Origin of the sequence: Marinobacter shengliensis (assembly GCF_003007715.1) — a bacterium.
Classification (GTDB): Bacteria; Pseudomonadota; Gammaproteobacteria; order Pseudomonadales; family Oleiphilaceae; genus Marinobacter; species Marinobacter shengliensis.
This window is the reverse complement of the sequence record NZ_PXNO01000019.1, coordinates 171,401-189,654: the sequence shown is the minus strand read 5'-3', so window position 1 is coordinate 189,654 and position 18,254 is coordinate 171,401. Positions and strand designations below refer to the sequence as shown.

Annotated in this window: 19 protein-coding genes; 10 read left to right on the top strand and 9 right to left on the bottom strand. The window is 60.9% G+C overall.

The window, feature by feature from the left end:
* Positions 1-10 precede the first annotated feature (10 nt).
* The 6 genes from trpC to rpe form a co-directional block, all read right to left on the bottom strand.
* Positions 11-823, bottom strand: a complete 813-nt coding sequence (gene trpC, locus C7H10_RS04635; RefSeq protein WP_106693936.1) for an indole-3-glycerol phosphate synthase TrpC — start codon at positions 821-823, stop codon at positions 11-13.
* Positions 824-987: 164 nt separating this feature from the next.
* Positions 988-2,016, bottom strand: coding sequence for an anthranilate phosphoribosyltransferase (gene trpD / locus C7H10_RS04630; protein WP_061330782.1), 1,029 nt, complete (start codon positions 2,014-2,016; stop codon positions 988-990).
* Between the two features lie 15 nt (positions 2,017-2,031).
* The gene (locus C7H10_RS04625) at positions 2,032-2,610 is read right to left on the bottom strand and encodes an aminodeoxychorismate/anthranilate synthase component II (RefSeq protein WP_106693935.1); all 579 of its coding nucleotides are present in this window, start codon (positions 2,608-2,610) and stop codon (positions 2,032-2,034) included.
* A 16-nt stretch (positions 2,611-2,626) separates the two neighbouring features.
* On the bottom strand, positions 2,627-4,114 hold the full coding sequence (trpE, locus tag C7H10_RS04620; protein ID WP_106693934.1) for an anthranilate synthase component I: 1,488 nt from the start codon (positions 4,112-4,114) through the stop codon (positions 2,627-2,629).
* A 236-nt stretch (positions 4,115-4,350) separates the two neighbouring features.
* Positions 4,351-5,040 carry a phosphoglycolate phosphatase gene (locus C7H10_RS04615; RefSeq protein ID WP_061330779.1) on the bottom strand — a complete coding sequence of 230 codons (690 nt, stop codon included), beginning with the start codon at positions 5,038-5,040 and terminating at the stop codon, positions 4,351-4,353.
* Positions 5,037-5,723 carry a ribulose-phosphate 3-epimerase gene (rpe, locus tag C7H10_RS04610; RefSeq protein WP_072676164.1) on the bottom strand — a complete coding sequence of 229 codons (687 nt, stop codon included), beginning with the start codon at positions 5,721-5,723 and terminating at the stop codon, positions 5,037-5,039. The genes C7H10_RS04615 and rpe overlap by 4 nt, the downstream gene beginning before the upstream one ends.
* 95 nt (positions 5,724-5,818) lie before the next feature.
* Here rpe and C7H10_RS04605 point away from each other — a divergent pair, with 95 nt between their 5' ends.
* A complete protein-coding gene (locus C7H10_RS04605) occupies positions 5,819-6,742 on the top strand; it encodes a DUF3530 family protein (protein WP_106693933.1) in 924 nt (307 codons plus the stop codon).
* Positions 6,743-6,746: 4 nt separating this feature from the next.
* Here C7H10_RS04605 and C7H10_RS04600 read toward each other — a convergent pair whose 3' ends face one another.
* The 3 genes from C7H10_RS04600 to C7H10_RS04590 are packed head-to-tail and all read right to left on the bottom strand — an operon-like array spanning position 6,747 to position 9,234.
* Positions 6,747-7,502, bottom strand: a complete 756-nt coding sequence (locus tag C7H10_RS04600; RefSeq protein WP_106693932.1) for a co-chaperone DjlA — start codon at positions 7,500-7,502, stop codon at positions 6,747-6,749.
* Entirely contained in the window at positions 7,499-8,191 is a 693-nt protein-coding gene (gene murU / locus C7H10_RS04595) for an N-acetylmuramate alpha-1-phosphate uridylyltransferase MurU (RefSeq protein ID WP_106693931.1), read from the bottom strand. The genes C7H10_RS04600 and murU overlap by 4 nt, the downstream gene beginning before the upstream one ends.
* Positions 8,188-9,234, bottom strand: coding sequence for an aminoglycoside phosphotransferase family protein (locus C7H10_RS04590; RefSeq protein ID WP_106693930.1), 1,047 nt, complete (start codon positions 9,232-9,234; stop codon positions 8,188-8,190). Before C7H10_RS04590 ends, murU begins: the two co-directional genes overlap by 4 nt.
* Positions 9,235-9,471: 237 nt before the next feature.
* On the opposite strand from C7H10_RS04590, the gene C7H10_RS04585 reads away from it, so the two are divergent.
* From C7H10_RS04585 to slmA, 9 genes are all read left to right on the top strand, one after another.
* Positions 9,472-11,793 (top strand): LPS-assembly protein LptD, encoded by a 2,322-nt coding sequence (locus C7H10_RS04585; RefSeq protein ID WP_106694075.1) that lies wholly within the window; start codon positions 9,472-9,474, stop codon positions 11,791-11,793.
* A gap of 69 nt (positions 11,794-11,862) precedes the next feature.
* On the top strand, positions 11,863-13,206 hold the full coding sequence (locus C7H10_RS04580) for a peptidylprolyl isomerase (RefSeq protein ID WP_106693929.1): 1,344 nt from the start codon (positions 11,863-11,865) through the stop codon (positions 13,204-13,206).
* Complete coding sequence (gene pdxA / locus C7H10_RS04575; protein WP_106693928.1) at positions 13,203-14,213, top strand: 4-hydroxythreonine-4-phosphate dehydrogenase PdxA; 1,011 nt, start codon at positions 13,203-13,205, stop codon at positions 14,211-14,213. Before C7H10_RS04580 ends, pdxA begins: the two co-directional genes overlap by 4 nt.
* Entirely contained in the window at positions 14,210-15,043 is an 834-nt protein-coding gene (rsmA, locus tag C7H10_RS04570) for a 16S rRNA (adenine(1518)-N(6)/adenine(1519)-N(6))-dimethyltransferase RsmA (protein ID WP_106693927.1), read from the top strand. Before pdxA ends, rsmA begins: the two co-directional genes overlap by 4 nt.
* Positions 15,036-15,839, top strand: a complete 804-nt coding sequence (locus C7H10_RS04565) for a symmetrical bis(5'-nucleosyl)-tetraphosphatase (protein WP_106693926.1) — start codon at positions 15,036-15,038, stop codon at positions 15,837-15,839. Before rsmA ends, C7H10_RS04565 begins: the two co-directional genes overlap by 8 nt.
* A gap of 34 nt (positions 15,840-15,873) precedes the next feature.
* Positions 15,874-16,224 (top strand): DUF423 domain-containing protein, encoded by a 351-nt coding sequence (locus C7H10_RS04560; RefSeq protein ID WP_106694074.1) that lies wholly within the window; start codon positions 15,874-15,876, stop codon positions 16,222-16,224.
* Between the two features lie 17 nt (positions 16,225-16,241).
* Positions 16,242-16,442 carry a sulfur carrier protein ThiS gene (thiS, locus tag C7H10_RS04555; RefSeq protein WP_058091456.1) on the top strand — a complete coding sequence of 67 codons (201 nt, stop codon included), beginning with the start codon at positions 16,242-16,244 and terminating at the stop codon, positions 16,440-16,442.
* Between the two features lie 51 nt (positions 16,443-16,493).
* Positions 16,494-17,303 (top strand): thiazole synthase, encoded by an 810-nt coding sequence (locus tag C7H10_RS04550; protein WP_106693925.1) that lies wholly within the window; start codon positions 16,494-16,496, stop codon positions 17,301-17,303.
* 118 nt (positions 17,304-17,421) lie between these two features.
* Positions 17,422-18,009: a nucleoid occlusion factor SlmA gene (slmA, locus tag C7H10_RS04545; protein WP_106693924.1), complete on the top strand. Its 588-nt coding sequence runs from the start codon at positions 17,422-17,424 to the stop codon at positions 18,007-18,009.
* The last annotated feature ends 245 nt before the right edge of the window (positions 18,010-18,254 follow it).

The following is an 18,254-nucleotide window of genomic DNA, read 5'->3' as shown; positions in this document are numbered from 1 at the left end:
CCTCAGTGAATCAGCCAAACAGCTCCTGCAGTTTCTCACCTGGATCTGGCGCGCGCATGAACGACTCGCCCACCAGGAACCCGTAGATGCCCCGGCTGGTCATGGCGTCCACGTCGGCGCGGGTCATGATGCCGCTCTCGGTGATGGTCAGCCGGTCGTGGCCAATGCGCTGGTGCAGGTCAAACGTGGTGTTCAGCGACACCTCGAAGTTGTGCAGGTTGCGGTTATTGATGCCTACCAGCGGCGTGCTCAGGGTCAGGGCGTCGTCCAGCTCCTCGCCGTCGTGCACTTCCACCAGAACATCCAGCCCAATCTCGTGGGCAATGCCTTCGAGTTCCTGCATCTGCGCTTTGGTCAGGCAGGCGGCGATCAGCAGGATGCAGTCAGCACCAATGGCGCGGCTCTCGTAGACCTGATACGGGTCCACCATGAAGTCCTTGCGGATCACTGGCAAGCTGCAAGCCGCGCGGGCGGCTTTAAGGTAGTCCTCGTGGCCCTGGAAGAAATCTTTGTCAGTAAGCACGGACAAGCAGGCGGCGCCGCCTTTTTCGTAGCTTTCGGCAATGCGTTCCGGTTCAAACGGATCGCGAAGGATGCCTTTGCTAGGCGAGGCCTTCTTAATCTCGGCGATCACCGCTGGCCGGTGAGCCTCGATGCGTGTGCGCAACGCGTTGGCAAACCCACGTGCCGGCGCTTGATCACCCGCCATAGCCTTCAGGTCGGCCATGGAAATCTTTGGTTTTCGCTCGTCGATCTCTTCCCACTTCCGGTCAACGATTTTTCGAAGGATGGTGGGAGTTTTGTCTAAATGTCGTTCAGTCATATCAGGCCCGTATAAAGTTTGCGAGAGCCGGTGGGGACTCCCTTCCGAAACTGTCTGCAGCCATGGATGGCTGCAGCCAAGCCCTACAGGGACGTATTCACGGGCGTGTTTCGGAAGGGAGTCCCCACCGGCTCGTCCGGCTCAGTAATAAACAGGCCGGGAGATCAAAAGCACTGTGAAAAATCCGCCAGCTCCGACATCTTGCCGGCAGCCAGGCCGGAACCCATCGCGTCCAGTGCCATGTCGACGCCCTCTTTGGCGGTCCTGGCCAGGCCGGCGACATAAATGGCTGCGCCGGCATTCAGGGCGATCATGTCTCGGGCTTTTTCGGTGGTTTCGTCGTGGCTGCGGCCGAAAGCGGCGCGAATGAGTTTCAGAGATGCATCGGCACCATCCACAGACAGACCCACCAACGACTGGCTCTTGATGCCAAGGTCTTCCGGGGTCAGATCGTACTCGGTGATTTCGCCGCTTTTCAGCTCCGCCACATGGGTGGACGACGCCAGGCTGATTTCATCCAGGCCATCTTTGGAATGCACCACCATAATGTGCTCTGCACCCAGGCGCTGCAGCACTTCCGCCATGGGCCGGCACAGTTCCCGAGAGAATACGCCAATCAGCTGACGAGTCACGCCCGCCGGGTTGGTCATGGGGCCAAGAATATTGAAGATAGTCCGGCAGCCCAGTTCCCGGCGTGGGCCAATGGCGTGTTTCATGGCGCCGTGGTGGGCCGGGGCAAACATGAAGCCGACGCCGATCTGCTCTACGCAGCGGGCGACTTCTTCTGGTTTCATGTTCAGATTGATGCCGGCTTTTTCAATCAGGTCGGCGCTGCCACTCTTCGATGACACGCCCCGGTTGCCGTGCTTGGCCACATACCCGCCAGCGGCGGCCACTACAAACGACGCGGCAGAGGATACGTTGAACAGGTTAGCGCCGTCGCCGCCGGTGCCGACGATATCCACCAGCGGGCTGGCGTTGACGGCGACCTTGGTGGCCAGCTCGCGCATCACTTCGGTGGCGCCGGTGATTTCATCGATGGTTTCGCTTTTCAGGCGCAGGCCCATCAGGAAGGCGCCGATCTGGGCGTCTGTGGCCTCGCCGTTCATCACGATGCGCATCACATCTTTCATCTCTTCCCGGGACAGGTCCAGGTTGGAGGCAATGCGGTTCAGGGCTTGTTTCATGTCCATGGGGAGGGCCTCTTGTTATGTTCTCAGGAAGTTGCGCAGCAGTTCGTGGCCCTGCTCGGTCATGATCGACTCAGGGTGGAACTGCACGCCTTCAATGGGCAGGGTCTTATGGCGCACGCCCATGATTTCTTCAACGGAACCATCGTCGTTGCGGGTCCAGGCGGTGACTTCCAGGCAATCGGGCAGGGTGTCCTTGTCGATCACCAGGCTGTGGTAACGGGTAGCCTGCAAGGGATTGTTCAGGCCCCGGAACACGCCCACGTCATTGTGGTACACCGCCGACACCTTGCCATGCATCACCTTGCCCGCGCGGATGATGTCGCCGCCGTACACCTGGCCAATGGCCTGGTGGCCGAGGCAGATGCCCAGGATTGGCAGTTTGCCGGCGAAGTGGCGAATGGCGTCCATGGAGATGCCCGCCTCGTTCGGTGTACAGGGGCCCGGGGAAATCACCAGTCGCTCCGGTTTCAGGACTTCAATCTGCTCAATGGTGATTTCGTCGTTCCGGTATACCTGCACGTCTGCACCCAGCTCCGCCAGGTACTGCACCACGTTGTAGGTGAAGGAATCGTAGTTATCGATCATCAGCAACATAATCTGTTCCTCCGCCTCAATGGTCGTAGTCGTTGTAGGTCATGGCCACGGCACGGAAAATCGCGCGGCCCTTGTTCATGGTTTCTTTCCATTCGAGGCGGGGAATGGAGTCTGCCACCACGCCGGCGCCGGCCTGGATGTGCAGGGTGTTGTCCTTGATCACCGCAGTGCGGATAGCGATGGCGGTGTCCATGTTGCCGTTGAACGACAGGTAGCCCACGGCGCCGCCGTAGACGCCACGCTTCACCGGTTCCAGTTCGTCGATGATTTCCATGGCGCGGATTTTCGGGGCGCCGCTGAGGGTGCCCGCTGGCAGGGTGGCGCGCAGTACGTCCAGGCAACTGGTGCCCTGTTTCAGGCGGCCGGTGACATTGGAGACAATGTGCATGACGTGGGAATAGCGCTCGACGATCATCTTGTCGGTCAACTTCACGGTACCGGTTTCCGACACCCGGCCAGCGTCGTTGCGGCCCAGGTCGATCAGCATCAGGTGCTCGGCGATTTCTTTCGGGTCGGCCAGCAGCTCTTTTTCCAGGGCCTTGTCTTCGGCATCGGTGGCGCCGCGTTTGCGGGTGCCGGCAATAGGACGAACGGTGACTTCCTCGTCTTCCACCCGGGCCAGGATTTCCGGAGACGAGCCGACAATGTGGAAGTCTTCCAGATCCAGGAAGTACATGTATGGCGATGGGTTGAGCACGCGCAGCGAACGGTACAGGTTTAGCGGCGGTGCCTCGAACGGGATCGACATGCGCTGGGAGATGACGGTCTGCATCACGTCGCCGTCCAGTACGTAGCCCTTGATCTTGTCCACCGCCGCTTCGAATTTGTCCTGGCTGAAGCCGGAGATGAAATCGCTTTCGTCCACCACCTTGCCGCGCAGATGTTCCGGGGTGCGGGGCGCGTTGGCCGTCTGGCGGTGCAGCTGGCTTTCCAGGTCGTCGATGCGGGCCTGGGCCTTCTGGTAGGCACCTTCAACCGATGGGTCGGTGTGCACGATCAGGTGCAGCTTGCCTCGCAGGTTGTCGAACACCACGATTTCATCGGACACCATCAGCAGGATGTCCGGGGTGCCGATTCTGTCGGGCGGGCAGCTGTGGCGCAGGCGTTTCTCGATGTAGCGCACGGTGTCATAACCGAAGTAACCCACCAGGCCACCATTGAAACGGGGCAGTTCCGGCAGGTCCGGGGCGTTGAACCGTTGCTGGTAGTCGTCCACGAAAACCAGGGGGTCGTCCACTTCGGCCTGTTCAACCACCTCGCCGTGGCGGCTGACCTCAATGCGGTGGTCAAAAACTTTCAGCACTTCCCGGCTCGGCAGGCCAATAATGGAATAACGGCCCCATTTCTCTCCGCCCTGTACCGACTCGAACAGGTAGGAGTAGGGCCCACTGGCCAGTTTCAGATAGGTGCTGAGGGGCGTGTCCAGGTCCGCCAGTACTTCGCGGTATACGGGGATACGGTTGTAGCCGGCTTCAGCGAGCTCGTGGAATTGCTCGGGTGTCATGGTTCGGTTTCCTGAAATCTGATCTGCGTTTTGTCAGAACGGTGTTACACCGCTGTGACCGGTGGTGCGGGCAAGCAGGCATGCGCCATGGGCCCTGTGGCTTGCTCAGCCGGTGCGCCATCGCCACCATCGTGTTGCGCGGGTTGTCAGGATGCCTCGCGCTGCAGTCAGATTCAGTCCCTGCACGGCAGGAATCTCCCGAATGGATGTGTTCAAAGTAAAACGTCCTTGCGAGATTACAAAAGCTGGGCCAGCGAATCAACAACAGCGTCTGCGCCGAGGCTGTCTACCGGCCCGCCAAAATTGTAGCCATACCTCACGGCTACGCATGGGATGCCCGCCGCCAGGGCAGCTTTTACGTCGGCTTTGGAGTCACCGACCATCACCGTGGTACCACGGGTGCCGCCCAGTTGTTCCATGGCGTGCAGCAGCGGCGCTGGGTCTGGTTTCTTCACTGGTAGGGTGTCGCCGCCAACCGACAGCTCAAACCACCGGTCCAGGCCGGTTTTCTCCAGCAGTGGCTGAACGAACTGGTCCGGCTTGTTGGTCACCACGGCCATCCGGCAGCCCAGGCCTTTCAGGTGCTCAAGGCATTCGTTGACGCCGTCAAACACCACCGCATGGCGGCCGTTCAGTTGTCCGTAGGCGTGGTAGAAGATCGCCAGCGCGTCTTTAAACAGTGCGTCATCTTTGGGCGCGGCGGGTTCCCAGTCGGTTTTCCCGGCAAGGGCACGGCGCACCAGTACCGGGGCGCCATTGCCAACCCAGTTGCGTACTTTCTCAAGCCCGGCCGGGCTCCTGCCGAGGTGTTCCAGCATCTGGTCTACCGCAGCGGCCAGGTCGGGGGCGCTGTCCACCAGGGTGCCGTCCAGATCAAACAGGGCCACGCCCGGCCAGCGGGCGTTGAACAGACCTTTCAGGCTCATCCGCCAATCACCTTGCGGGCCTGCTCCAGTTCCTCGCGCATGGCGTCGATGGTGGCCTTGTAATCCGGGGTGTTGAATATGGCAGAGCCGGCCACGAAGGTGTCGGCGCCGGCTTCGGCGATTTCCCGGATATTGTCGGTTTTCACGCCGCCGTCGATTTCCAGGCGAATGTTGTAGTTGCTGGCATCAATCTTCTTGCGGGCTTCCTTGAGCTTGTCGAGGGTGCCGGGGATGAACTTCTGGCCGCCGAAGCCCGGGTTCACCGACATCAGCAGCACCATGTCGAGCTTGTCCATCACGTAATCCATGTGGCTCAGGGGCGTGGCGGGGTTGAACACCAGCCCGGCCTTGCAGCCGCCGTCGCGGATCAGTTGCAGGGAGCGGTCTACGTGGTTGCTGGCTTCCGGATGGAAAGTAATGTAGCTGGCACCGGCGTCAATGAACATGCGGATCAGGTCATCCACCGGGGAGACCATCAGGTGCACATCGATGGGTGCAGTCACACCGTGCTTGCGCAGGGCCTCGCACACCATGGGGCCGATGGTCAGGTTGGGGACATAGTGATTGTCCATCACATCAAAGTGAACCACGTCGGCACCAGCGGCCAGAACGTTGTCGACTTCCTCGCCCAGGCGGGCGAAATCAGCGGAGAGAATGGATGGGGCAATCAGGTAAGGGTTCATCAAAGGCTCTCTTGATCAGGTGAATTATCGGCGGCACAGGAACCCTGCTAGTCTATCAGTTTGCCAGGCATTTTCGCAGCGTGAGGTAAGCGGTTTTGATCACAGGTCGAGCAGGTATTGGGGTTCTCTGGTTGCTGTTGGTCGGTTTGGCGCTGACGGTATCGGCGCAGGAGAACGAGCCGGAAGCGGACCAGGGCGCGCCCCACGCTATGGAGCGCAGGGCGACGGCGCTGACGGGCCTGGGTGAGTGGTCGTTGGCCCGACAGTTCCCTGAGCGAACAGTATGGCTGGATCTGGATGACGATAGCCGGGCACTGGCGTTGTTCCAGCCAGAGTTGAAAACACCGGCACGTGGCGCGCTGATTGTGCTGGCAGACGAGGGGCAGACAGCGGCTGAAGGTCTGGCCGGCGGGCTTCTTGATACCCTGGCGGAGCGTGGCGTGGCAGTGATGACACTGGGGCTTCGGCCGCCTCCGGAAAGTGTGGTTCGGCGCCGGCAACAACGGCTAGTGCCAGAGCCGCAGGAGACAGCTCCGCCTGAGGATGACCCGCTGCAATCCTCGGTGATGATTGACGTGGCTGAGGAAGAAGCCCTGGAGGAGGTGATGTCAGACTACCGCAACGCTATCCGCGAGCTGCTGGATGCTGCCGCCGGTGAGCTGGAGCGGCGCGGATACGAGCGGCCGGCGGTGTCGGGTATTGGCTGGTCGGCCGATTATGTGACGGCCTGGGCACTGGGCCAGGGGGCGTTGTCCGGGGTGATCTGGCTGGCGCCACGTTTCTCCGGTGACAGGTTGCCGGAATTGCCAGCCATGTTGTCGGCAGACAGGCCCTGGCGGGTTCTCGATCTGCACGCCATAGATGATGCCGGACGGCATCCGGCGGTCGCGCGGGCGGCTGCCCTGGCGCGGGAGCAGGTCAGTGGTTATCGGCGCCAACCCATGGCGTTGTCAACTCCGCCGCAGCGGGCCGATGCAGAGCGGGTGGCAAGCCGGATTCAGGCCTGGATGGATCGCTGACGGCCTACAGTGGGCGGTGGCGTTGTTTGATCAGTTCCCAGGCCTGCTGGTAGCGAAGCAGTCGGTCCTTGGCCATGGCTAGCTCTGATGGTGTCAGTTTCTGCTGGGCCAGTTTGTCCGGATGACATTCCGATACCTTCTTTCTGTAGGTCCGTTTGATGGATTCCAGGTCGTCCCGTCGGGTCACACTGAGGATCTGGCAGGCCTGTTCATAGGTATCCGGTTTGGCGATAGCGCCGGCGTTACGGATCCAGACTTTGCTGGCGTAACTTTCAAAGATGTCGTCGCTGACCGCCACCGGCAGGCCTATGTGGTCGATGGCATCTTCGCAGCGGTAGCGCCGGGCTTTGCCGGGCTGGCCCAGTACCTGGGCACCGTGGCACAGGCAGATGGCGGTCTTCAGGGCTGGTCCGGGCCATATCGCTGCCAGCAAACGGAACAGCAGGCCCAGCCTCAGGGGTAGCTGGCTGGCGGCCTTGCCCCGCTGGAACTGATCAATCGCTTTCTTGCGTTGGCGGTTGGAAAGGCCAAGGGCTTTCATCAGGGCCTCGGCGTAACGGATGTCTGCTTCCATCACCTGGCCGTCGGCCTTGGCAATGTAGCCGAGGAAAAAGAACAGGGGTTTGCGGCACCAGCGCGGCAGCCTTGCTCTCTCCATCAGGGTGCTGGCCTGGTGTCCGCAACTGGACAGCTCCTTGAGCAGGTCGGAGAACACCGACTCCAGTCTCGCGGGTAACGGTGGCGTGCTGGGTTTGCTCATGCCTGATGCCTGCCGTCGGCGAGTTGCCTGTCCAGCTTGGCCAGTCTGGCAGGGGTGCCAACATCCACCCAACGGCCACCATGATACAGGCCCCTAACCTGATGGCTTGCCATGGCCTTGCGGAGCACCGGGCCCAGCTTGCCGGACGTGTCATCCAGGCCATCGAACAGCTTTCGGTGCAGCAGGCTGATACCGGTGAAGGTGAGTTTGCTGCCGCCGCTTGTGGTCAGGGCGCCATCGGCGTCAAGGTGAAAATCCCCCTCCGGGTGGTGCTCGGGGTTATCCGTCATCACCAGAACGGCAAGGCAGTTATCCTGTTCCGGAGGCTGCAGGTCCGATAACGAGACATCGCTCCAGATGTCGCCATTGATCACCAGAAACCAGTCGTCTCCCCGGTCGGTAAGCAACGGCAGCGCCCGGACGATGCCGCCGGCGGTTTCCAGTGGCTCGCCCTCGGCCGAGTAGCGAATGCTCAGGCCAAACTGCTTGCCATTGCCCAATTGCTGCTCTATCTGCTCACCCAGCCAGGCGTGGTTGATGACGACGTCGCGGAAGCCCGCGTCACGCAGGTGTTCCAGGTGATGAACGATCAGCGGCTTGCCGCCGGCGACCAGGAGTGGTTTCGGGGTGGTCAGGGTCAGCGGGCGCATGCGTTCGCCCTTGCCGGCGGCCAGGATCATGGCTTTCACAGCTGGCTGCTCTCCTGCCCGGGAACGGGGCCAATGCGCTGTTCAATGGCGGGCAGTACGCGGTCGCACAGCCATTCATGGAAGTGTCGGAGCGCCGGTTGCCGGGCGCTGGCATCTCGCAGGTAAGAAACGGTGCGGGGGATGTCGTCCAGGTACCCGGTTTTGCCATCCCGGATTGCCAGGCGGGCAAAGATACCGGCGGCCTTCAGGTGCCGTTGCATGCCCATCAGCTCAAACCATTGCCGGAAGGTATCCGGGTCTGCGCGATGCAGGCCGGCCGCGAGGCCGGCTGTGCGGAAATATTCGAGCCAGTCGGCGATCTGGTGTTCGGGCCAGCGCACGTAGCAGTCTTTCAGCAGGGAAACAACATCGTAGGTGACCGGTCCGCGCACCGCGTCCTGGAAATCAATCACCCCTGGGCGCTTGCTGCCGGCCAGTACCAGCAGGTTCCGGGAATGGTAGTCCCGGTGAACGGTGACCTCGGGTTGCGCCAGGGCGCTCTCTTTCAGGAGCGCAAAGGTGGTGTCCAGCAGTGCCCGTTCCTGGTTGCTCAGTGTCAGTTGCAGGTGTTGCTCCAGCAGCCAGTCGGGGAACAGCGCCATCTCCCTGTCCAACAGGGCTTCATCGTAAGGTGGCAGCGGGTAATCGCCCGGCGAGGACACCTGACCGATCTTGACCAGCTCATCCAGTGCCTGCCGGTACAGTGTCTCGGCGTTGGCCTGGGCCAGGGCCGGCAGCATCAGCTGGTCGCCAAAGTCTTCCAGTAGCAGGAAGCCCAGGGCCAGGTCTTCAGCGGCAATGGCGGGGACCATAATGTCCTGCTGGCGCCAGTGTCGGGCGATGGCCACAAACGGCCGGCAGTCTTCGTGCTCGGGCGGGGCATCCATAACGATAAACGGCACCGGGGCTTTGCCAGTGGTGCTTTGCCAAACCCGGAAGTACCGGCGGAAGCTGGCGTCACCGGAAACCGGCTCGGGGCTGGCAGTTTCAAAACCGGGTATGTGCCTGACCCATTCGGTCAGCCGTTGCAGGCGGATATCCATGATGATGCTGCGCTTCCTGAGTTCAATGACTGAGTGCAAACGTTAGCAGAGCAGTATAAAGAGCGTAAAACGGATTTGCAGCGGTGTTTCCGTTAACAAGCCCGTGGGGCGCGTGTAAACTAGGCAGCTGTTTTTCTTCAAGCCCCATTCACCCGGAACAGGAACTTCGCTACCGTGCCCAGCCGTTACCGTTACCTGTCGTGGCCCCAGCACTGGTTCGCCAGGCTCCTGTTGGCAATGGCGCTTTTGCCTGTTTCCGGAGTAGCAAACGCCCAGGAGCAGGCTCCCAGTGCGGCGGAAATCGACTGGCGCCCCCGTAGTGAGCTGCCGCCCGAGGTGAGGGACCGATTGCCGGTATTTTGTGAAGGCGGATACCTGCCATCGTCGTCGGCTGGCGGCCAGGTGCCTTTGCTGTCCGGAGCGGAGACCGGCGGGGCACCGCTGGAGGCCAGCGCCCTGAACGCCCGCTATGAGCTGAATTCCGAGTTGTTCCTGCAGGGCGATGTGCGCCTGCGCCAGGGTGAATTCCAGGCTACAGGTTCTGAAGCCCGTTATAACCAGCAAACGGGGGAGCTGGACCTTGTCGGTCCGCTGGTCAGCCGTGGCGACGGGTTTTTACTGACCGGCGACAGCGCCCGTTACTCGGTGGAGTCCGGGCAACTGGACATCAACACCGCCACCTTCCTGCTGCATGACGCCGAGATGCGGGGCCGGGCATCGTCGTTGTCCCGGGTGGGGGAGCACCAGGTGCTGATCACCGATGGCATGCTGACCACCTGCGGGCCCCATCAGAACGACTGGTCGATAGTCGCTTCCGATATTGCCCTGGATCAGGAGGAAGGATTTGGCACCGCCCGCCACGTTCGCCTGGAAGTGTTGGATACCCCGGTGTTCTACTGGCCCTACATCACCTTTCCCATTGATGACCGCCGCAAGACCGGTTTCCTGTACCCCCAGTTCGGTTCCTCCAGCGCCGGCAGTGGCGGCTATCTGGCCTTACCGTATTACCTGAACCTTGCACCTCATTACGATGCCACCCTGACACCCCAGTACATTCATGGTCGTGGGCTGTTTACCGAAGTAGAAGGGCGTTACCTGAGCCGCTTTGGTGAATCGGTCCTGCAACTGGGTTATATCGACAACGATTCCGCCTTCAAGGCTGACAATCCAGGCGAGGGTGGCGATCGCTGGGCACTGGATTTCACCACCCGGGCCCGGTTTGGCGGGGGTTGGACCGGTTACGGGGACTACTCGGTGGTCTCTGACCAGGACTACCTCAGTGACCTCAACCGCTCCCTGGAAATCGATCAGGCAACGCACCTGCAACGTCGCGGGGGTGTGCGTTATTCCGGCAATAACCAGTATTTCGATGCCTACCTGAACGGTTACCAGACCATCCGGGACCGGATCGCCGATGTCGACAAGCCCTACGCCCAGTTGCCGGAGATTCTCTACGCCGGAACCGGCGAATTCGGGCACGTCGAGGCCAATCTCGAGAGCCAGTACACCTGGTTCTATCGCGACAACGAGAATCTGACCGGCCTGGACCGGGCCAACGGCCAGCGAGTTCGGGCCATTCCGGAACTGGCCCTGCCTGTGCGCAGGCTCTGGGGTTTCACCCGGCCGTCGGTCAGCCTGGATTACACCCGCTATGACCTGGAAGATTACACTCAGGGCAGCGGCAGCTTTGACCGAACGGTGCCGGTGTTTGAGTGGGATAACGGGCTGTATTTCGATCGCCGCTCCAGCCTGTTCGATGTGCCGTACAATCAGACCCTGGAGCCCCGGCTTTATTACGCCTGGGCCGATGCCGATGCTGACCAGAATCACATCCCGGACTTTGATACCGGGCTCAAGAGTTTCCGTTTCAATCAGTTGTTCGAGCGGGATCGCTTCACCGGCGGTGACCGGGTGGGTGACGCCAACCAGTTGACCGTCGCCCTGACCAGCCGGTTCAATGACCTGCTGACCGGGGCGGAGCGTGCCAGGGTCAGCATCGGGCAGGTACGCTATTTCGATGACCGGGAGGTGGACCTGTTCGGCCAGGGCGCCTCCGACAGAAGCCGCTCACCGCTGGCCGGCGAGCTGGTATTGAATCCGTTGGAAAACCTGGAAATTCGCAGTGCTGGCCTGTGGGATCCGGACACCCAGCAAACCGAAGAAGGCCGAAGCCAACTGACGTTCCATTCCCGGGACTACCGCTACCTGGCCACCCTTGGCCACACCTACAGCCGGCCGGATGAGCTGGAACAGAGTGATGTCGGTGTTGTTTTCCCGGTGACCAACCGCGTCAGCGGGATCGGCCGCTGGGTTTATGATTCCGGCCTGGACCGGACGGTTGGTACCCTGGCGGGTATTGAATATAACAATTGCTGCTGGAGTGTTCAGGTGGTTCACCAGAACTACCTGACGGACGATGAACAGCTGGATAACCGTGTGCTGTTCCGCATTGAACTGAAAGGGCTCGGGGGTAGTGGTGGCGCTTCCGACAATATTTCTGATGCCATCTACGGCTATGACGAACGCGAGCGCCGCCGTTTTGGAACTCCGCGCCGTTAAAACGAACCAATGTCATCAGCCAGCCTGTTCCGAAGGCCTGGCTGGGAATGTACACATCAAGAGGTGATTATGAAGGCGACGTTACGCCACGGACTGACAGTGCTGCTGACTATGGCCATGCTGGCTGTGTCGGTTTCTGCCCACGCCGAGCGACAAGTGCTGGACCGGGTGGTTGCCATTGTGGATGACGATGTCATCCTCCAGACTGAACTGGATGCGCGGGTGAATACCATTGTTGGCCGTCTCAGTGCCCAGGGGACTGGCCTGCCGCCCCGCGAACTGCTGGAAGAGCGGGTATTGGAACAGCTGATTTCCGAATCTCTTCAGTTGCAGATGGCGGACCAGATGGGGATGCGCATCAGCGATAACGAGCTGAACGAGACCCTGGCCAACATTGCCCGTAGTAACGGCTTGAGCCTGGAGCAGTTTGAAGAGCAACTGGCGGAAGAGGGTGTTACCTACCAGCAGGCCCGGGAACAGATACGTAATGAAATGTTGTCTGGCCGGGTGCAGCAGCGCCGGGTTGGCAACCGGGTCCGTATTACTGACCGTGAGGTCGAGAATTACCTGCAGGCACAGGCTGGCCGAGGGCCAGATGCTGAGGAATATCGCCTGGCTTATATCTTCATCCAGGTAGACGATCCCGGCAACGAGGATTCGGTTGAACAAGCCCGCGCCAAAGCCGAGAACCTGCGCCAGCAGATCATCGATGGTCGCGATTTCAGGGAAGTGGCGGTTGCCGAATCGGATGCCGGTAACGCCCTCGAAGGCGGCGATATGGGCTGGCGTACAGAGAGCCAGTTGCCATCCCTGGTTGCGCCGGTGGTGCCGAACATGGAAGTAGGCGTGCCCTCAGAGGTGCTTGAGAACAACAGCGGTTTTCACCTGGTGACGGTGATGGACAAGCGTGGTGGCGAACAGCTGACGGTGATCCAGCAGCACCGGGTGCGTCATATCCTGATTCGTCCCTCCCAAGCGGTAACCGAAACCCAGGCTGAAAACCGCATTCGCGATATCTACCAGCAATTGCAGGACGGCGCGAACTTTGCGGCCTTGGCCCGGGAGTTGTCGGATGACCCGGTGTCCGGCTCTGATGGCGGCAACCTGGGTTGGGTCAGCCCCGGCCAGATGGTTCCGGCTTTCGAGCAGGCCATGATGGAGGCCGATGTGGGCGAGATTTACGGGCCGGTGCGGTCCCAGTTTGGCTGGCACATTCTTCAGGTAGAAGAGCGCCGGCAACAGGACGTGACTGCTGAAAACCGGGAGTCCCAGGCCCGGCAAGCTATCTACCAGCGCAAGTTCGAAACCGAACTTCAGAACTGGCTCAGGGAAATTCGCGATGAAGCCTTTGTCGAGTTCAAAGGGGACTACGCCGATCTGAACCCGGCCAGTGAGGAAAACAACGCGTCATGACGACACCGGTGATTCTGGCTTTGACCGCCGGCGAGCCAGCGGGCATCGGGCCGGAACTGTGCCTGCAACTGGCGCTTGAACCGCGCCAGGCTGGTATCGTGGTGGTGGCTTGCAAAACGCTGCTGGCAGACCGTGCCCGGCAGCTTGGTCTGGTCGTAGAGTTACACGACTGGCACCCGGGCCAGACGCCGGACACCCGGGCTGGCCATGTGTCGGTGTGCCATGTGGAAGGCTGCGCGTCTACAGTCGCGGGCCGGTTACACGCCGGCAACAGTCAGTATGTGCTCGATACCCTGACCACCGCCGCCAGGGGCTGCCTGAACGGCGATTTTGACGGTATGGTGACCGCGCCGGTTCACAAAGGCGTGATCAACGAAGCCGGAATCGCGTTCAGCGGCCACACCGAGTTTCTGCAGGAACTCTGCGGTGTTGAACGGGTGGTGATGATGCTGGCTACTGAGGAATTGCGGGTGGCGCTGGTAACCACCCACTTACCCCTGAAGGACGTATCTGCGGCCATCACCCCCGAACGGTTGACCCAGGTAACGCGCATTCTCAACGCCGACCTGAAAACCTTCTTTGGCATTGAAAAACCACGGATCCTGGTGGCGGGGCTGAACCCACATGCCGGCGAGGGTGGCCATCTGGGGCGTGAAGAAATCGAGGTGATCGAGCCGACCCTGGATAAACTCCGGGCCGAAGGTATTAAACTGACCGGCCCGCTGCCGGCCGATACCCTGTTCACCCCACACTGGCTGGATAACGCTGATGCCGTGCTGGCCATGTACCATGACCAGGGCCTGCCGGTACTGAAATTTCAGGGCTTTGGCCGGGCCGTTAACATCACCCTGGGCCTGCCTATTGTCCGTACCTCGGTAGACCACGGCACCGCCCTGGACCTGGCCGGCACCGGCAAGGCCGACGCCGGCAGCCTGCACACCGCCATTCGCGTAGGCGAACACATGGCCCGCTGCCGCCGGGCGGCTATTGCCGGAGAGTCATCATGAGTAACCATCCGGGCCACAAGGCCCGTAAACGCTTCGGCCAGAACTTCCTTCATGATCCGGGCGTGATCGAGAAGATTGTCCGGTCGATCAATCCGAAACCGGACGATGCCATTGTCGAGATTGGTCCTGGCCTGGGTGCGATTACCGAAGAGATCCTGACGGTCAATCCGCGCTTGCAGGTGGTGGAGCTGGACCGGGACCTGATTCCGGTGCTGCGCACCAAGTTCTTCAATTATCCGGAGTTCCGGATTCACGAAGCCGATGCCCTGAGTTTCGATTTCAGCCAGCTGGTGGTCGATGGTCGCCCACTGCGAATCGTCGGCAACCTACCCTATAACATCTCAACGCCGCTGATCTTCCACCTGCTGGCGCAGTCCGGGGTGGTTCAGGACATGCACTTCATGCTGCAGAAAGAAGTGGTGCAGCGGCTGGCGGCCACGCCGGGCGACAATAATTATGGCCGACTGGGTATCATGGCCCAGTACTTCTGCAAGGTGCAGCCGCTGTTTGAAGTGGGCCCGGGGGCTTTCCGGCCGGCTCCGAAAGTGGATTCCGCCATCGTCCGGCTGGTGCCTCACAAAGAATTGCCGCACCCGGCCAAGAACCTCAAGACCCTTCAGGCCGTGGTGCGCACCGCCTTCAACGCGCGCCGGAAAACCCTGCGCAAGGCACTGGCGGCCCTGGTGACGGTGGAACAGTTGCAGTCTGTGGGCATCAACGACGGCCTGCGGCCGGAAAACCTGAGCCTGGCCGACTACGTCAAGATTGCCGACTTGCTGGCGGACTCCGGCCCGCTTAACGTCGAGGTAGATGAGGTAAGTAATGACTGACTACGCCATTGGCGATATTCAGGGTTGCTATGAGCGGTTGCGGGATGTTCTGGCGAAAGTGGATTTCTCGCCCTCCCGGGACCGGCTCTGGGTGGCGGGCGACCTGATTAATCGCGGGCCCGCCTCACTGGAAACCCTGCGTTACATTGAAAGCCTGGGCGACGCTGCCGTGGTGGTGTTGGGGAATCACGATTTGCACTTGCTGGCGGTTGCCCTGGGGGGACACAGCCCGAAGCGCAAAGACACCCTGCACGATATCCTGGATGCACCGGACCATGACCGCTTGATCCATTGGCTGCGTCAACAATATCTGTGCGTGCACGACGAGAAACGTAACCTGGTTATGGCCCATGCCGGGCTGCCTCATATCTGGAGCGTGGACCAGGCTGTGGCCTGTGCCCGGGAAGTAGAAGCGGTGATCCGGGGCGACCAGGCGCAGGAATATTTCAGCCAAATGTATGGCAATCAGCCGGAGCGCTGGTGTGATACCCTCACCGGTATGGACCGTTGGCGGGTGATCACCAACTACTTCACCCGGATGCGCTTTATCGCCGAAGACGGCAGCCTGGAGCTGGCCACCAAGGAGTCGGCGGATAATGCACCTCCGGGCTTCGCACCCTGGTTTACCTACCCCCGGCAAGATGACGTAAAGGTGATCTTCGGCCACTGGGCTGCGCTGGAGGGCAACACCGGCAGCGACCGGTTTATCGGCCTGGATACCGGCTGTGTCTGGGGCGGCGCCTTGACGCTGATGAACCTGGATTCCGGGGAGCTGATTCACTGTGACTGCGCTTAAACCCTCAGAAGCGGTGATTCGCTGGGCTCTGGTGATGGGTGCTGTGGGCGGCCTGTTGGCGGTGATGGCGGGTGCCTTCGGAGCCCACGGTTTGCGCCAAGTGGTGAGCGAGCGGGGCCTGGAAGTGTTCCAGACCGCCGTCAGTTACCAGATGTATCACGCCTTGATACTGGTGGCGGCGAGCCTGATGCCGGCCCTGGGCTTGTCCCGGCGACTGCTGGGTATTGCTTGCGGCTTCTGGCTCGCAGGCATTGTGCTGTTCAGCGGCAGCCTGTATCTGCTGGTGTTATCCGGCCATCACTGGCTCGGGCCGGTTACGCCCATTGGCGGTGTCTGCTTCATGATTGGTTGGGCCCTGCTGGTTGCTGCGGCCCTGAAAAAGTAACGGAGGTGATCCGAACCATGCAGGTTCAGGTAAATGGTGAGCACATGGAACTCCCCGGTGGAGCAACCATTGCGACCTTGATTGAGCATCTCACGCTGGCCGGAAAACGGGTCGCGGTTGAGGTCAACGAAGATATTGTGCCCCGCAGTCAGCACCCGAGTTTCACCCTGAGCGATGGCGACCGGGTGGAAGTGGTGCACGCCATCGGCGGCGGTTAAGTTTGCGTTCAGCTGAACGCGCCCCCTCTTTTCACTGAACTCAGGTAGGTTATGACAGATACCCCGGAAATCCAGCTCCCCGAAGACAAACCCCTGGAAATTGCAGGCAAGGTGTACCAGTCCCGCTTGCTGGTGGGCACTGGCAAGTATCACGACCTGATGGAAACCGGCCACGCCATCGAAGCCAGTGGTGCCGAGATTGTGACCGTGGCGGTGCGCCGTACCAACCTCGGCCAGAACCCGGACGAGCCGAACCTGCTGGATGTCATTTCCCCGAGCACCTACACCATCCTGCCCAACACAGCCGGCTGCTACACCGCCAAAGACGCGGTACGCACCTGCAAGCTGGCCCGGGAGCTGCTGGACGGCCACGACCTGGTGAAACTGGAAGTGCTGGGTGAACACAAAACCCTGTACCCCAACATGCCGGAAACCCTGACCGCCGCCGAAGAGCTGATCAAAGACGGTTTCAAGGTGATGGTGTACTGCTCCGACGACCCGCTGCTGGCCATGCGCCTGGAAGAAATGGGCTGCGTGGCCATCATGCCCCTGGGTGCGCCCATCGGCTCCGGCCTTGGCATCCAGAACCGCTACAACATCCGGCTGATTGTCGAGAATGCCAAGGTGCCGGTGCTGGTCGATGCGGGCGTAGGCACCGCCTCGGATGCTACCATCGCCATGGAACTGGGCTGCGACGGCGTACTGATGAACACCGCCATCGCCCAGGCCAGAGACCCGATCAAAATGGCCAACGCCATGCGCCTGGCCATCGAAGCCGGCCGCGAGGCCTACCTTGCTGGACGTATGCCAAAGAAGCTGTACGCCAGTGCGTCGTCACCGATTGACGGCACGTTTTTCTAAAAGAATATAAAACGTTAGCCACGGACGGCACGGACTGACACGGATAGAAAGATAATCCCAGTGTCCGAGCAGGTCCGTGTTGTCGGTGGCCAAAAAAACAGAGCGCTGTAGTACTGATATGACCACTCAAAAAACCAGCCGGCGGGAGACCATCCTGCAGGCCCTCGTTGAATTGCTGCAAAATGACCCCGGGGCCCGGATCACCACCGCCGGCCTGGCGAAAACCGTGGGCGTCACCGAAGCGGCTTTGTACCGGCACTTTCCCAGCAAACGCAAAATGTTCGAGGCCCTGATCGAGTTTGCCGAGGAGGCGGTGTTCTCCCGCTGCCAGGTGGTGCTTCAGGAGCAGGAAGGTGTGCGGGTTCGCCTTCAGCAGCTGGTGCATCTGGTGCTGGTGTTCGCAGAGCGTAACCCGGGTTTGTGTTGCGTGCTTACCGGCGATGCCCTGATGGGCGAGGATGAGACACTGCGCAAGCGTGCGTCCCAGTTCTTCGAGCGTTTGGAGACCCAGTTTCGCCAGACCCTGAAAGAAGGAGAGATCCGCCAGAGCTTGCGGCCTCGAACCAGCGCGGCTCGCGGTGCAGATTTTGTGATGGTGTTCCTCGAAGGCCGCATACAGCGGTTCGTTCGTTCCTCGTTCTCCCGCTTGCCCTCTGCTGATTTCGACGAGGCTTGGAGCTTGGTTTCCGAGGCTGTTTGGGGTTGAGGCTTGGTGTTCGTCTACCCCTAGCCTGATCTGTTTGGTGGTTAGGCATTGGCTGGGGGCCCTTTCCCGAAAACGCTACGAGCACCCGCAAGCGGGTCCAGCCAGCAATCACAGATTGCTGTCGTTCGGCTGCGCATGAAGCTTCGCTTCATAAACGCTTGCCTCACCCATGTGCGCTTCGCTCCGGCCATCCCTGGCCTTCGAGATTCTGCGAAGGCAAACCCCGCCCACAACGATCGGATTTC

What these genes read in the sequence shown, in the direction of transcription:
- trpC (WP_106693936.1), bottom strand. Translation starts at nt 823, where the DNA reads ATGACTGAACGACATTTAGACAAAACTCCCACCATCCTTCGAAAAATC.
- trpD (WP_061330782.1), bottom strand. Translation starts at nt 2,016, where the DNA reads ATGGACATGAAACAAGCCCTGAACCGCATTGCCTCCAACCTGGACCTG.
- C7H10_RS04625 (WP_106693935.1), bottom strand. Translation starts at nt 2,610, where the DNA reads ATGTTGCTGATGATCGATAACTACGATTCCTTCACCTACAACGTGGTG.
- trpE (WP_106693934.1), bottom strand. Translation starts at nt 4,114, where the DNA reads ATGACACCCGAGCAATTCCACGAGCTCGCTGAAGCCGGCTACAACCGT.
- C7H10_RS04615 (WP_061330779.1), bottom strand. Translation starts at nt 5,040, where the DNA reads ATGAGCCTGAAAGGTCTGTTCAACGCCCGCTGGCCGGGCGTGGCCCTG.
- rpe (WP_072676164.1), bottom strand. Translation starts at nt 5,723, where the DNA reads ATGAACCCTTACCTGATTGCCCCATCCATTCTCTCCGCTGATTTCGCC.
- C7H10_RS04600 (WP_106693932.1), bottom strand. Translation starts at nt 7,502, where the DNA reads ATGAGCAAACCCAGCACGCCACCGTTACCCGCGAGACTGGAGTCGGTG.
- C7H10_RS04590 (WP_106693930.1), bottom strand. Translation starts at nt 9,234, where the DNA reads ATGGATATCCGCCTGCAACGGCTGACCGAATGGGTCAGGCACATACCC.
- C7H10_RS04585 (WP_106694075.1), top strand. Translation starts at nt 9,472, where the DNA reads ATGGCGCTTTTGCCTGTTTCCGGAGTAGCAAACGCCCAGGAGCAGGCT.
- C7H10_RS04580 (WP_106693929.1), top strand. Translation starts at nt 11,863, where the DNA reads ATGAAGGCGACGTTACGCCACGGACTGACAGTGCTGCTGACTATGGCC.
- pdxA (WP_106693928.1), top strand. Translation starts at nt 13,203, where the DNA reads ATGACGACACCGGTGATTCTGGCTTTGACCGCCGGCGAGCCAGCGGGC.
- rsmA (WP_106693927.1), top strand. Translation starts at nt 14,210, where the DNA reads ATGAGTAACCATCCGGGCCACAAGGCCCGTAAACGCTTCGGCCAGAAC.
- C7H10_RS04565 (WP_106693926.1), top strand. Translation starts at nt 15,036, where the DNA reads ATGACTGACTACGCCATTGGCGATATTCAGGGTTGCTATGAGCGGTTG.
- C7H10_RS04560 (WP_106694074.1), top strand. Translation starts at nt 15,874, where the DNA reads ATGGGTGCTGTGGGCGGCCTGTTGGCGGTGATGGCGGGTGCCTTCGGA.
- thiS (WP_058091456.1), top strand. Translation starts at nt 16,242, where the DNA reads ATGCAGGTTCAGGTAAATGGTGAGCACATGGAACTCCCCGGTGGAGCA.
- C7H10_RS04550 (WP_106693925.1), top strand. Translation starts at nt 16,494, where the DNA reads ATGACAGATACCCCGGAAATCCAGCTCCCCGAAGACAAACCCCTGGAA.
- slmA (WP_106693924.1), top strand. Translation starts at nt 17,422, where the DNA reads ATGACCACTCAAAAAACCAGCCGGCGGGAGACCATCCTGCAGGCCCTC.